Genomic DNA, 12,593 nt, shown 5'->3' on the forward strand with positions numbered 1-12,593 from the left:
GTCTTATCCCCTAGCGATACCAAACAGCCCTTGCGGTCGGGTCAGCAGCACTACCACCATCAACAGATAAACCAGGAACAACGCGTAATCGGGAAAGAATGCCTTCCCAAACGTATCGATGAACGCGAAGAGCAAGGCACCGACCAACGCGCCACGCAGACTGCCCATTCCGCCGATCACGATCACGATGAATGCAGGTATCAGAACTTCAATATCCATGCCGAGATAGACGCCGAGGATCGGACCGGCGACGATGCCGCCAATCGCTGCGAGGGCAGCGCCAAGGGCAAAGATCGCCGCAAATAGCAATGGCACGTTGATTCCAATGCCGGCGGCAGTGGCCGCGTCATCGACGCCTGCGCGCACCATCGCGCCAATCCGGCTGCGCTCCAGAAACCACCAGATCGCGAACCCAGTTGCCGCGCCAAGCGCCACGACGAAAACGCGATACAGAGGTAGAACTGCTCCACCGACTTCGAGACTGCCTTCCAGAACTGCGGGAGGCGCAATGTTGCGGATTTCGGTGCCCCACAGGAACCTGCAGGCGTCGCCGAAGACCATGATGAATCCGAACGTCAGCAGTACCTGCTTCAAGTGACCGGCGCTGTACATTGGACGGATGAAATATCGCTCCATCACGATCGCCACAATCGCGGCCGGGATCCAGCCAAAGCCGAGCGCCAGCCAGAAGCTGCCGGTTAACTTGATGATGGAAAGCGCGACGAACGCGCCGATCATGAAAAACGAACCATGTGCGAGGTTGACGACATTCATTAGCCCGAAGATCAACGACAATCCGGCTGAGGCCATGAAGAGCAATGCACCCAAGCACAAGCTGTTAATAAATTGTGAGACGAAGAAATCCATAGCGCCTTCTCGTAGGTATGGAAGACTCTGGCCGATCGCGGTCGGCCAGATTGCGGTACGCAGCTGGGTGGTGCTTTAAAGCGGGCGTTTAGCTGGCTCCGCTACTTCGCGCACAGTATGGATAACCTTGTTCGTGATCCGGCCATCAATCTCAGAGACTTCCCGGATATACACGTTCTGGGTCGGACTCTGCGTTTCCGGGGTGAAACGAAACGGTCCACGGGGCGCCTCGAATCTGACCGCACGCATGGCTTCCCGTAGCTTATTCTTTTCGCTCGTATTGCCGTCGACTGCCTCAATGGCTGCTTGTAGGATGCGCGCTGCCACGTAACCATATTCCGCGTACACGTTCGGAAACTCCTTGTAGCGCGCCGTATAGTCCGCCACGAATTTCTTGTTCGCGGCATTGTCTAGCGTATCGGCATAATGCAACGCGTTAATCCCACCCAACGCGGCGCGGCCTTGAGCCGGCAATGTGTCGCCGTCGAGCATGAAGCCCGACCCGGTCAACCGACAGTTCTTGCTCAGTCCATATTCGTCATATTGTTTGACGAACCGCACAGCATCCGTGCCGGCATAAAACCCGAAGGTTACTTTGGCGCCAGTGCTACGGATATCTGCGAGGTACGGGCTGAAATCGTTGTTTCCAAGCGGAGGATAGATTTCCTTCACCACCGTTCCACCGCGCTTCACAAAGCCAGCCTTGAACTCGGCCACGGCGTTGCGACCACCGGCAAAATCGGAAGCCGTAATGACAGCCTGCTTTGCCAGGTTTGCGCAGAGCCATTCGCCCATGGTCGCAAGGGTGGTGTACGACGAGGTCGAGCAACGAAAGAGATAAGGCAGGCCTGTATACGACAGGTCCGTGATTCCGGCACCGGAGCAAAGTACGAAGGCCTGGCTCTGGCGCATGTACTGAACTGCCGCCATTGCGATATTGCTACCCTGGATTCCGGTGATGAGGTCGCAGGAATCGGATTCAATCAGCTTCTTCAGCTTCTGCAGGCCGACCTGCGGATTGAGCTCGTCGTCCTCTTTCAGCAGTTCGATCTTCCTGCCGGCAATAGTGTTGCCGATCTGCTCGAAATAGAGGTTCATCCCGTTAAGGTTCGCGCTACCGAGCGCAGCGTACACCTTTGAGAAGGTGTTCAGCACGCCGATCCGCAACGGTGCGACGGACTTCGCAAGTACTGCCGGAGCAAGGCCGCCGAACAACGCGGTTGCGCCTAGTGCGCCCGCGCCCTTGATGAACTGGCGACGCGATGCCGCGACGCCTTCGTCTTCCTGGTAGTTGTACATGTCTCCTCCGTTTTCTATCAGCCGCGACCTGTTACGGAGCAACGTGGCAGTCAGCGGCCGTGGATGGTGATTTCACAAAGTCGGAAGGAAATTTCTTACAAATTCATCATCTCCCGATAGTGCTTATAGAACGCCCGGATGAGCACTTCCGTCACCATGTGGTCCTGCCTCTCGACGTCGCGCCCGCCCATCTCGACCACGGCACTACGATGCCCGTAATGGTGGGCGCCATGTTGCGTTTCGCATAGCACCTCCCCATCTTCCATTGCGACAAAACCGGCAGGCCCGTAAAGGTTCGCATGGCGCACGCGCAGACGCGTCATTTCGTCATCGTCGTCTTCGTAGCCAAAGAACGTCCATGCCAGTTCGAACGAATCCGTGCCCTTCGGAATGACGTGACGAACGCCGAGCGTGTTAGCCTGCTGATGAATGACGACGCTTGGAAAGTGAGCGATTGCGACCACCTTCCCATCATCGAATTCGCGGCGCGGGCTCACGGTATCAGCATCCAGCAGTTCCAACGCCTCCTTGAAGCGCGCGATCTCTGCAGCCGCTTCCGACTTGGTCTTTCCGACGTTGCGTGAAACCATGATGCTATGGCCTGAATCGCCTGGAATCGATTCCGATTGTGTATCTGCGCGCCACAAGCCGAATGTAATCAGGAACGAATGCAGCAACGTCGCGTGGTATGGGTCCTTCAGATTCTCAAAATAGAGCTTCCAATTTCCGGGGATGAGTTGCCGGTTGTAGCCAAGCAATCGAAGCTTCTTTCCGGGAAACTGGCGACGAAGATTCACCAACACTTCTTCGCCGCAATACTCGGCAAATGGCAGCGGGTTCTCTGAGAAACTGGCCCAAATTGTGCCCCCCTCGACGTGCACGGAGAGGGACCGCAGGCCATGTTGACGATTATCGAAATCGGATGGCATGCCGCCCTTCTTTAGCACACCACGCTTGAGCGGCACGCCCTGAAGATTTCCCTCGAGTCCGTAGTTCCATTGATGGTACGGGCAGGTGAAAGACTCTTCCTTTCCTTTGTTCTTCCAGCACACGCGAGCCCCACGATGGGCACACTGGTTCTCCCACACGTGGATTCTGTCGTTCTCTCCCCGTACCACCACCACCTGGCGCTCGCCGATCCAACTGCGCTTGTATGACCCCTTCTCGGGGATCTCACACTCAAGTGCGACGTAATTCCACGTTGGCCCGTAGTAGAACGTTTCCAGTTCACGCTGATAAATGTCCGGATCCGTATAGACCCAGTACGGTACGCGCGTCCAACCCTCCGAAGGCCAGTGGCGTTCTGCGGCACCCGATGATGCCGATACGGCTTTCATTGTGTGTTCCATCGTTGTCTCCTCCCTCTTATCACACGGGTACGATTAGAGAGCGCCGTACATGGTGATTGTCGAATACGGCTAGGCGCTGCCTGAACTTCAGGGTCCCGCCCACGCGAACCAGCACGTCGATGTACTGGCCAACCAGGAACACGGTGGGATCGGCATCTGACATCGCTTCGGTCAGGAGAAAATTGCCCCGCGCATGAATCTCGCCATCCTCGATTGCGGTGATACGAACACCACTGATGAAGTGCCGCCAGATGCGCGGCACGTACACCTGTGTTTCACGAAGTGCAGTGACACGGTCTTGCACCATATTAACGCCGTCACAATAAATGGTTGCCTGGGGTAACCCTTCGGCATAGTTCTCACGCGAGACAACCTGGTAAATGCAGTCCTCGATGAAGTACGAGGGGAACCTCTCGACTTCATCATGGTCGAGCAAGTCCGCCACTTCGTCATACAAACTCCGAAGTTCGCTTTCCAGCGCGATCGTCTCGGCGTTACGCTGCACTTCTTTCACCAGCGGAGCAATCCGATCTTTCATTTGCCATCACTCCCCAAGGCTGCCGAGGTTCGTCTGCACGCCGTAGTCCGTGCCCAGCTTCAGGATTGGCGACTTGAGCGTTTCCTGCCACAGCAGCGATTCATTGGCGATATGCAACGGATGATCCTGAATTGTGAGAGCAATGAATCCCTGCTCGCGCGAAGCGTGGTTGTGTATCGACCAGCCTGGCGCTGAAAAATGTAAATCCCCTTCCGACCATTCGATCTTTTCACCATTGACCACGCTCTTTCCGTGCCCCCACATGATGTAGTTGATTGCGGCCGATGTGTGGCGGTGAGGCTTGTCGACCTTTCCTGGTGGCAGCTTCGCGATGGTGGCAAAAAAGCTGGGCGAGGTACCGATCCGACGCTCGGTTGCCGGGTTATAGAGCACGTAGAGATGTCGTCCGGTGTAGCCCAGATCCATGCCGTAGACCGTCTCCAGATGGGGCGCCACTTCCTTCCACGGCCAGTGCAGCGCCCTCGAGTCCACAGGGTCAATGTCGACCAGCCATTCGTAGCCGAGCAATTGCGCGCCGTCCGATCCAATCGGGATCGGCTTCGATGCATCGCGCGCGCGACGCTGCCCCTTCACCGTATCGTCTACGACGCCACTGGACTCGATCACTTGCGGCTTGTCATTGACGTAATGGACTTCGAGCCGTTCAAGCAATGGAGCGTTGCTGTAGGACAGACGGACGAACAGGTCATCCCCGTTGTTTTCCACAACTTGCGGTTGCATTGACGGTGTATTCCATACGTCGAACTTCTCGACCTCGAATACCTTCGAGTCCGTCCTGACTACACCGCTGCCACGAATGCACATGTCGACGCGGCTCGAGTTGCGCAGCACCGGTTCGCTTCTCTCGCCCGGCTTGAGTACAATTATCTGCACATCGATTCCGGGCGCATACGCCGGCACCGGGCCGGTATTCATCGGATGATTTACCGACGCAACCCGACGCCCGTCTGCAGGACTGCCTAGACTTGCGAGACGCTCGATCTCCGTCTCGATGGCGGCCTTGCGCAGCACGACTGTTGGCCAGAAGGCTTGCTCCCGGGCCGGCGCCCCGCTCAAGTCAACCAGAGTAATACCGTTGTTCATCCGTGTCTCCTTTGACTGTGCTATTTATTTTGGCCAGTAGCTCTTGTCGGTTAGTTGGTCCAGCGTATCGTGGCCTTGCTGGTCAGCGGAAATGGAGTGCCTCTTCCATTTTCCACGGCGCGCTGGTATGCAAGAGCGGCGACGGTCAGATCTGAGATACCCATTCCCATCGACTTGAACAACGTGAGGTCACAATCATCCGGCGCAGACTCGTGATCGGCAATGACGCTGCCGAGTGGGCGAACCTTATCCCAATCCCCGGCACCAGGCCCCTTCTCGAAATAGTCGATGAGTTCGCGTGATGCCTTGCGCGCGTTCGCCACGTCATCGACCGCTATGAATCCAACACGCGCGAATACGTCCTGATTGAACTCAGCGTTGACCGGAAGGATTGCTCCGACAGCGTTCAAGTGGGCGCCGCGCGCAAGCATTTCCGCTTTCAGGAACGGCTCACGGGCGCGAGTCACGGTCGTGACGATTGATGCGCCGTCTGTCGCCGCCTCCAACGTCGTGGCTTCCACAACATCGATATCGAATTGCTCGGCTACCAACGAGCAGAATGCACGCCGCCTCTCGGGCGTGGGGCTCCAGATGCGAATGCGTTTCAAGGGGCGCACCAGATGGATCGCTGCAACTTGAGCGAGGGCCTGCCTCCCAGTACCGATCATCGCCATATCGTTGGCGCCACTCCGGGCGACCCATTGCGTACCGAGACCCGTAATCGCCGACGTGCGCAGTTGACCGAGGCAGTTCGCTTCCATCACCGCCAACAGCCTGCCCTCATTTGTGTCGAATAGGACAAACACTGCCTTGGCACCATTTGGCGTATTGATCCAGTTCTTGTAGCCGCAAAATCCGGCCTTCACCATCGCGGAGCCAAGCGAATGCATTGACGACGCGGAGCCGATACTCCCGAGCGCCTTCGTGACGTTGAAGGCTTCACCTTTTCCTAGCTGTCGGACGCCGTCCTCCAGCGCTCCAACTGTATCCTTAAGACTGACGAGCGATGTAATCTCTTCCTCGCTCAACCAGATAGCCGCCTCGTTCATCTTCACCTCTTCAGTTCTGAAATTCATTCCTGACCGTGTTGCAAAGCTCGCCAACTCCTTTGATTGCGACCTCGAAGACATCACCGTGGCGCAGATAACGCGGAGGCTGGCGCGACATGCCCACGCCGGCCGGGGTCCCGGTGGCAATCACATCGCCCGGCATCAGTTCTGTAAAAGTCGATAGATAGGCGACGAGTCTGGCGACCGGGAAAATCATGTTGCTAACCCAGTCACGCTGCACAGTCTCGCCATTTAGTCGCCCGAGGACCGTCAATTCTTCAGGTGCTGGGACTTCGTCTTGCGTCACCAGCCAGGGACCGAAGCCCCCCGAGCTGACGAAGTTTTTCCCTGCGGTGGCTTGCGTAGAGTGGCGCTGCCAATCGCGCACCGAGTTTTCCGCGATGCAGGAATAGCCAGCGACATACTGCAGTGCCTCCTCTTCCTTTATTCGGCGGGCCGGACGCCCAATAATGACGGCCAACTCAGCCTCATAGTCGAATTGTTCGGATTCGGCCGGCCGGACTACTGGTTCTCTGTGTCCCACGAAGGACGAACTGAACCGAACAAACACCGACGGCCTCTCCGGGACGGGCAATTTGGCCTCTTGCGCATGGAGGAGATAATTTAGGCCTATGCACAGGATCTTTTGTGGATCCGTGATAGGTGGAAGCAGAGTCGCATCGGATAAGGGAATGCCATTCTCGTTTTCCCTTTCAGCCAAGCGTTGCGCGATGCCATCAATGCCCTCAAGGGCAAGCGCCTCGCGAAGCGTCTTTGCAATAGGTACCGCCAGATCGATGATCGAGCTGCCGACCACGGCCCCATAAGATGGTTGAGGCACTGCCCTTGTACGGTCAAGGTAGCTGACCAGTTTCATCTGTTCCCTCCTAGGGTCACCGAATTGGCGACTTACGCCTTTCGAGATATTGGGGAGTTTCGGCCGGCCCACACAGCTGCGCAATGCTGCCGTGGGAACAGCAGCTGTTCCTAACTGGTCAGGTCTGGATATCGAACCTGACGAAGACTCGCTCGCCTTCCGTCCTGGCAGGATAGGCTTGAATGTCGGCCGTCAGTGGGGCACACAGCGCCCGTCCATTGCGCACGTCGAAACGTCCTTGATGCAGGGGACATTCAATCTCGTGGCCCTCAAGAAAGCCGTCGCAAAGGCGCGCACTGCCATGTGTGCAGAGATTATCAGTGGCATATACCGCGCCATCGACGCGATATAATGCGATTTCCTTTCCTTCGACAGCTGCAGCCAGCGGAGTATCGTCCGAGATATCTTCCGCAGCGCACACATCCAACCAACGCTCACTCATGGGAAAGTCTCCTTACTTATCGCAGCGAGATTTGCTCTCGTCTTGATATGTATTTTGGTAGGAAACCACCGGGGAGGCCAGATCACTGACCGGAACAACATCTGTTCCGTCGCAGATGGGATTAGCAGCACCGCGCGAAATGGCTGCTCAGCAAGCGTGGCAGCTTCGGGTACGCCTAGCTATCACTTCGCAGAAGGGCAGGCTCCGTTTTTGGACCCCTTATTGAGGCCGGGCCTGGCGACCAGGCAGACGTTGACGCCCCCCCGAACAAGGCGCAAGGTTCACCCGACGTCGGCGTGTGTTTGGGTCTACAGGCCTACCGCAAACCGGTGAAACATTCACGCAAAAAATCGACAGCGACACCCAGCTTTGGGGACGTGATGCTACGCTGGAGCATTACGGCATACACCGCACGGTTAGTAGGGACATAGCTGCCCAGAATCTCGACGAGGGTGCCAGCAGCCAGGTCAGGCTCCACCAGCCAGCGGGGCGCCATCATAACACCCATGCCGTCGAGGCAAACCATTCGTACCGTCTGACCGCTGTCCGTAGCAAAGTTGCCTTTGACGTGCACGCTCCCCACCTCGTCTCCCTGCTGAACCTGCCAACGGGTACTAAATGTGTATCCTCGTGTAATCAGGCAATTGTGGTCCATCAGATCCTCGGGAACCGTCGGGGTACCGTGTGCCTCAAGATATTCAGGAGCCGCGCAAAAGATACGACTGTACGGAGCGAGTTTGATTGCCTTCAGCCCAGGATCCAAGTCATCGGCGATACGGACTGCCACATCGATACCCGCCTTGTAGAGGTCGAGCTTCTCCATAGAGAAGTTGAGATCAATGGACAAATACGGGTTCTGCCGCATAAAGCCAGTCAAACGTGGTGCGATCATGGCCTGGCCGAGCATTAATGGCGCGGTCATTCGAAGATGACCTGTCGCCTGATCCTGCATGCAGGACATTTCCTCTGCCGCCTGGTCCAACTCTCGGAGCGCACGCATGGCGTGATCGTAGAGCAGTTGGCCGACTTCGGTCACCACAAGGCGGCGCGTATTGCGATTCAGTAAGCGCTGGCCGACTTTGCTCTCAAGAGCAGCCACGCGCTTGCTGACCATAGCCGGATTAGCGCCCATGCGCCGGGCGACTTCGGAAAAGTTACCGATTTCGACTGTCCGTACGAAAATACGCAGCGTAGTCAGATCTTCGAAGCCACCCGCCGCATCCCTCATGAACTCCGTCATCACCCTGCCCATCGCCCCTCCCTGGCCAATTACGCTCATCCGCGGGCCGCTAATGGCCCCAAGCGTTGTCAGGTCAGCGAGGTTTTGCTAGCGCCCAGCTACGCCGGATGCCAAAGGACATGCAAGTGCCCGCGCCCTAACTTGGGATTTTCCGGGAACGGTAGGTCTTTGAAAACCTAGGATTTTCATGGTGCGCGGGTTGCTGCACCGCAGCATAAGTAAAAGAGAGGTTCCGCGTTCAGTACACGCTGGGGCCAGCGGGCTTTTCTTGAGCAGGTAAGCTCACACACTGGAATCGACGTGCAAGGGCTTCTGCCCCTCTTGCAAGAAGAGTCGTATCCACGCCGACGGCGGTAAAGGTCGTCCCGAGTTCGAGGTACCTTCGCGCCAACGCTTCGTCGCCGATCAGAATGCCGGCGGCCTTGCCGGCCCGGCAGATGCGACCAATAGCATTCTCGACCGCCTCCTGCACATCGGGATGTCCTGGCTGCCCAAGATGGCCCATATCGGCGGCAAGATCCGAAGGCCCAATGAAGACGCCATCGACGCCGTCGACTGCGCTAATCGCCTCCAAGTTCGCCAGCGCGGCGCGAGTTTCTACCTGCACCAGAACGCATAGTTCCTCGCCTGCTCGAGCAAGGTAGTCAGAAGACCGATTCCATTGCGATGCCCGCGCCAACGCGGCACCGACCCCGCGGATGCCTTTCGGTGGATAGCGTGTGGCAGCCACCGCAGCGGCGGCCTGTGAAGCATCTTGCACCATCGGCACGAGCAGATTGCGGGCACCGACATCCAGCAGTCGCTTGATCTCCACCGGGTCGTTCCAGGCACAACGCACGACCGGATGCACCGGGTATGCCGCCAACGCCTGCAACTGCGCCAATATCGAATCCAGTGTGTTGGGCGCGTGCTCCCCGTCAATCAGCAACCAATCAAACCCCGCACCAACTAGCATCTCGGCGGTATATGCGCTCGGGATGCCGAGCCATAGGCCGATCAACGATTTCCCCTGCTTCAAGGCCGTTTTGAATAGGTTCTCGCTCATGACATTTATCCGAAGTGACAGGACACCGGCCCCAGCGAGCCGTAGTCGGCGAGCAATGTGTCACCCTTTTTGACAAATACAGGCCGTGTAAACGATCCACTCAGTATCACTTGGTCCTTTTCCAGTGCAACCCCGTACGCGGATAGCTTGTTCGCCAGCCAGACCACACCGTTGGCGGGATGATTGAGGACGCCTGCAGCAACGCCCGTTTCCTCAATAACCGAGTTCTGCGAAAGGATTGCGCTAACCCATCGCAGGTCCACGTCACCGACACGCACTGGCCGTCCCCCCATGACGACGCCGGCGTTGGCCGCGTTGTCGGCGATCGTATCGAACACCTTGCGTGAACGCTTGGTCTCAGGATCCACCATGTGGGAGCGGGAGTCGATAATCTCCAAAGCAGGCGTAACGTAGCGCACTGCGTCGAGCACGTCGAAAAGCGTCACGTTTGGCCCTTCGAGTCGGCGGTCCATAATGAAGGCAAGTTCGACCTCAACTCGCGGTGCGATAAAGCGGTCTGTCGGGATGGTAGAACCATCTTCGAAAAACATATCCGCGAGCAAAACCCCATAATCGGGCTCGTTTATCCCAACCGCCATTTGCATCGCGCGCGAGGTTAGACCGATTTTATGCCCGCGCAGCGGATTGCCTTCATTGATCTTCCTCGTGACCCATTCGCGCTGAATCGCGTATGCATCCGACACCGTGATATCCGGATAGCGCAACGAAATTTGCTGGATTTGATTCCGCGTCTTCTCTGCATTCAGAAATTCTTCGGCGATGGAATTGATGATCGATGGATTTAGCATAAGTTTATGGTCCGTGTCTTCTTACTTTTTATGCGGAGGGCAACATCAAGCGGCTCCTCTTGCAGGAGATGCGCCATTGGCTGTCCTCCATCACGAGATCATCGGTGCAATCGCGTACACCCAAGAGTTTTGGTTTGCTCATGCTGCCGTCAGTTCCAGTCAGAGTTTCGTAGGCAGTCATGTAGTAGCGCAGGCGTGCAGTCGTTTCTGATCCGTGCTCGACCCAGAGATTTGTCACAAGGTGTCCTGTGCCCCTGTACGGGTCACGCCTTTCCAAGGCGGCAAACACAGCATCAGGGCCAACAAGCTCCTCCCCCTGGCGGTGCCAGATACCATTTCTCGCCATCAGTCGAGCAGTGCAGGCATGGTCACGCCGATCTAGACCTGCAAAAAACTGATAGACCACCGTCGACAAGAGATTGATGTCATAGAAATGCATCTGGTGGATCCCCCTCCGGATTGCGGCTTCGTGAGCCAGGTTTGTACTCATGATGCGCGCGAAGCGATGGCCGCTGTGATCGGCACGCTGGCGTCAGCCAAGCGCGCCACGTCAACACACACGCCCTCGGCAATGAAGTTGCGCAAGTGACGGAAATCGCGTGGCGAATTCGCGCAAATCGCCGAAGCAATCCGTCCGTCGTCGGTCAGTTCGACAGCAATGAGCTTGCCGCCCTCCGCACCACGGGTGACGGTGTTTGTTCCTTGTACGCAGGCGCCGGCAATTTGCACCAATACCTCATACTGCTGAGACCAGAAAACTGGTACCGGTTGGTAGTCGATATCGTGACCAAGCAGCGCTCGCGCTGCTGCAATTCCCTGGTCCTGCGCGTTCTGCCAGGATTCAAGACGCAACACTTCCCCGCTCGGGCTGCGGATCGCTGCAACGTCTCCTGCCGCAAAAATGCTCCGATCGGACGTCCGGCATTGTTGGTCCACCAAGATTCCGCGGTCACACTCAAGACCGGCCGCTCGTGCGAGGGCATCGTTCTGCTCGAGTCCGATACCTACAACGACGATATCGACGTCCTGTATCGTACGGTCGGCATAAACCGCGCGACTGCTCGTGGCAGTAGAATGCTCAAGCGCGACGACGCTCTCACCAAACCGCAGTTCGACACCATTCGACCGGTGCAACTTCGCCAGAAAGTCGGACAGCATGGGCGATCCGGTACGAGTGCAAAGTAGCGGTCCAGTCTCGACCAAAGTCACGCTGCAACCGGCGGCACAGGCTGCAGCAGCTGCCTCAAGACCTATCCAACCGCCCCCCATGACCAGCACCCGCGCGCCGTCATTCAACGTCAAACGGAGGCGTTCCGCGTCTTCGATTGTGCGCAGCGTATGCACGCAGCTTGCATTGATGCCGGGAATGGCAGGAAGACGCGCCCGCCCACCGGTACATAGGACTAGCTTGTCATAGGCTATTGCTTCTCCGCTCGTTAGGACTACGTTTCGACTGGTACGATCAATGCGGACGCACTGGCTCGAACGTCGCCATTCGATGTCGAGCGATCCAAGTTCGGCTGTGCTTAACAAGTATTGCATTGCGGGCGGGGTCCGCTGCAGTTGCTCCTTGGACAGAGGTGGTCGCTCATAGGGTAGTGCCGCTTCGGCGCCAATCAGGATGACACGGCCGCTGAACCCTTCCGAGCGCAGCGTGCGCGCCGCCCACGCACCCGCCTGCCCGGCGCCCAGGATCACTACAGTTTCAACGCTCATATGAAAGTATTCTTCCCATTGAAGACAGTTCAGCACGCCCTCTTCCCATGACCGGATGTCAGTGCCTTGTTCCGGCATGGAGTCGCCTGGGGAGTTTGGCTCGTGGGCTATAGCCCAACAAGTTTCTGACTGGAGAAGCTATTGTTCCGATGGGGAACAGGAGGGCCGCTCTCCATGCCCTCGTAAGTGCCTGAAACCGCATTTGTTGTTATTCATAAGGCGCTTTAGCTCGACGTCGAGGGAGTACCGAATCAGTCG

The 12,593-nt window shown here is 57.2% G+C and carries 13 protein-coding genes; all 13 read right to left on the reverse strand.

Annotation, left to right across the window (positions count from 1 at the left end; all coding sequences use genetic code 11):
- Positions 1 to 3 precede the first annotated feature (3 nt).
- Complete coding sequence (locus CNE_RS35930) at positions 4 to 867, reverse strand: branched-chain amino acid ABC transporter permease (protein WP_041229114.1); 864 nt, start codon at positions 865 to 867, stop codon at positions 4 to 6.
- A 75-nt stretch (positions 868 to 942) separates the two neighbouring features.
- Complete coding sequence (locus CNE_RS35935) at positions 943 to 2,166, reverse strand: ABC transporter substrate-binding protein (protein ID WP_013959693.1); 1,224 nt, start codon at positions 2,164 to 2,166, stop codon at positions 943 to 945.
- Between the two features lie 95 nt (positions 2,167 to 2,261).
- The gene (locus CNE_RS35940) at positions 2,262 to 3,515 is read right to left on the reverse strand and encodes an aromatic ring-hydroxylating dioxygenase subunit alpha (RefSeq protein ID WP_013959694.1); all 1,254 of its coding nucleotides are present in this window, start codon (positions 3,513 to 3,515) and stop codon (positions 2,262 to 2,264) included.
- A 19-nt stretch (positions 3,516 to 3,534) separates the two neighbouring features.
- Positions 3,535 to 4,053 carry an aromatic-ring-hydroxylating dioxygenase subunit beta gene (locus tag CNE_RS35945; protein WP_013959695.1) on the reverse strand — a complete coding sequence of 173 codons (519 nt, stop codon included), beginning with the start codon at positions 4,051 to 4,053 and terminating at the stop codon, positions 3,535 to 3,537.
- A gap of 6 nt (positions 4,054 to 4,059) precedes the next feature.
- Entirely contained in the window at positions 4,060 to 5,157 is a 1,098-nt protein-coding gene (locus CNE_RS35950; RefSeq protein WP_013959696.1) for a cupin domain-containing protein, read from the reverse strand.
- Positions 5,158 to 5,207: 50 nt separating this feature from the next.
- Positions 5,208 to 6,206 (reverse strand): ornithine cyclodeaminase family protein, encoded by a 999-nt coding sequence (locus CNE_RS35955; protein WP_013959697.1) that lies wholly within the window; start codon positions 6,204 to 6,206, stop codon positions 5,208 to 5,210.
- 10 nt (positions 6,207 to 6,216) lie between these two features.
- A complete protein-coding gene (locus CNE_RS35960; protein ID WP_013959698.1) occupies positions 6,217 to 7,083 on the reverse strand; it encodes a fumarylacetoacetate hydrolase family protein in 867 nt (288 codons plus the stop codon).
- 118 nt (positions 7,084 to 7,201) lie between these two features.
- A complete protein-coding gene (locus CNE_RS40350; protein WP_013959699.1) occupies positions 7,202 to 7,525 on the reverse strand; it encodes a non-heme iron oxygenase ferredoxin subunit in 324 nt (107 codons plus the stop codon).
- Positions 7,526 to 7,841: 316 nt separating this feature from the next.
- Positions 7,842 to 8,765, reverse strand: coding sequence for a LysR family transcriptional regulator (locus CNE_RS35965; protein WP_238553175.1), 924 nt, complete (start codon positions 8,763 to 8,765; stop codon positions 7,842 to 7,844).
- Positions 8,766 to 9,003: 238 nt separating this feature from the next.
- The gene (gene hpaI / locus CNE_RS35970) at positions 9,004 to 9,810 is read right to left on the reverse strand and encodes a 4-hydroxy-2-oxoheptanedioate aldolase (protein ID WP_013959701.1); all 807 of its coding nucleotides are present in this window, start codon (positions 9,808 to 9,810) and stop codon (positions 9,004 to 9,006) included.
- 5 nt (positions 9,811 to 9,815) lie between these two features.
- Positions 9,816 to 10,619 carry a 2-oxo-hept-4-ene-1,7-dioate hydratase gene (hpaH, locus tag CNE_RS35975; RefSeq protein WP_013959702.1) on the reverse strand — a complete coding sequence of 268 codons (804 nt, stop codon included), beginning with the start codon at positions 10,617 to 10,619 and terminating at the stop codon, positions 9,816 to 9,818.
- A gap of 28 nt (positions 10,620 to 10,647) precedes the next feature.
- Complete coding sequence (locus CNE_RS35980) at positions 10,648 to 11,058, reverse strand: nuclear transport factor 2 family protein (RefSeq protein WP_041229344.1); 411 nt, start codon at positions 11,056 to 11,058, stop codon at positions 10,648 to 10,650.
- Between the two features lie 47 nt (positions 11,059 to 11,105).
- Positions 11,106 to 12,413 (reverse strand): NAD(P)/FAD-dependent oxidoreductase, encoded by a 1,308-nt coding sequence (locus CNE_RS35985; RefSeq protein WP_013959703.1) that lies wholly within the window; start codon positions 12,411 to 12,413, stop codon positions 11,106 to 11,108.
- Between the last annotated feature and the right edge of the window lie 180 nt (positions 12,414 to 12,593).

Source organism: Cupriavidus necator N-1 (genome assembly GCF_000219215.1).
GTDB lineage: Bacteria > Pseudomonadota > Gammaproteobacteria > Burkholderiales > Burkholderiaceae > Cupriavidus > Cupriavidus necator.

Bases quoted from the DNA above. Each gene is read 5' to 3' on its own strand.
- CNE_RS35945 (WP_013959695.1), bottom strand. From the start codon at position 4,053: ATGAAAGATCGGATTGCTCCGCTGGTGAAAGAAGTGCAGCGTAACGCC.
- hpaI (WP_013959701.1), bottom strand. From the start codon at position 9,810: ATGAGCGAGAACCTATTCAAAACGGCCTTGAAGCAGGGGAAATCGTTG.
- hpaH (WP_013959702.1), bottom strand. From the start codon at position 10,619: ATGCTAAATCCATCGATCATCAATTCCATCGCCGAAGAATTTCTGAAT.
- CNE_RS35965 (WP_238553175.1), bottom strand. From the start codon at position 8,765: ATGACGGAGTTCATGAGGGATGCGGCGGGTGGCTTCGAAGATCTGACT.
- CNE_RS35955 (WP_013959697.1), bottom strand. From the start codon at position 6,206: ATGAACGAGGCGGCTATCTGGTTGAGCGAGGAAGAGATTACATCGCTC.
- CNE_RS35980 (WP_041229344.1), bottom strand. From the start codon at position 11,058: ATGCATTTCTATGACATCAATCTCTTGTCGACGGTGGTCTATCAGTTT.
- CNE_RS40350 (WP_013959699.1), bottom strand. From the start codon at position 7,525: ATGAGTGAGCGTTGGTTGGATGTGTGCGCTGCGGAAGATATCTCGGAC.
- CNE_RS35985 (WP_013959703.1), bottom strand. From the start codon at position 12,413: ATGCCGGAACAAGGCACTGACATCCGGTCATGGGAAGAGGGCGTGCTG.
- CNE_RS35930 (WP_041229114.1), bottom strand. From the start codon at position 867: ATGGATTTCTTCGTCTCACAATTTATTAACAGCTTGTGCTTGGGTGCA.
- CNE_RS35935 (WP_013959693.1), bottom strand. From the start codon at position 2,166: ATGTACAACTACCAGGAAGACGAAGGCGTCGCGGCATCGCGTCGCCAG.
- CNE_RS35950 (WP_013959696.1), bottom strand. From the start codon at position 5,157: ATGAACAACGGTATTACTCTGGTTGACTTGAGCGGGGCGCCGGCCCGG.
- CNE_RS35940 (WP_013959694.1), bottom strand. From the start codon at position 3,515: ATGGAACACACAATGAAAGCCGTATCGGCATCATCGGGTGCCGCAGAA.
- CNE_RS35960 (WP_013959698.1), bottom strand. From the start codon at position 7,083: ATGAAACTGGTCAGCTACCTTGACCGTACAAGGGCAGTGCCTCAACCA.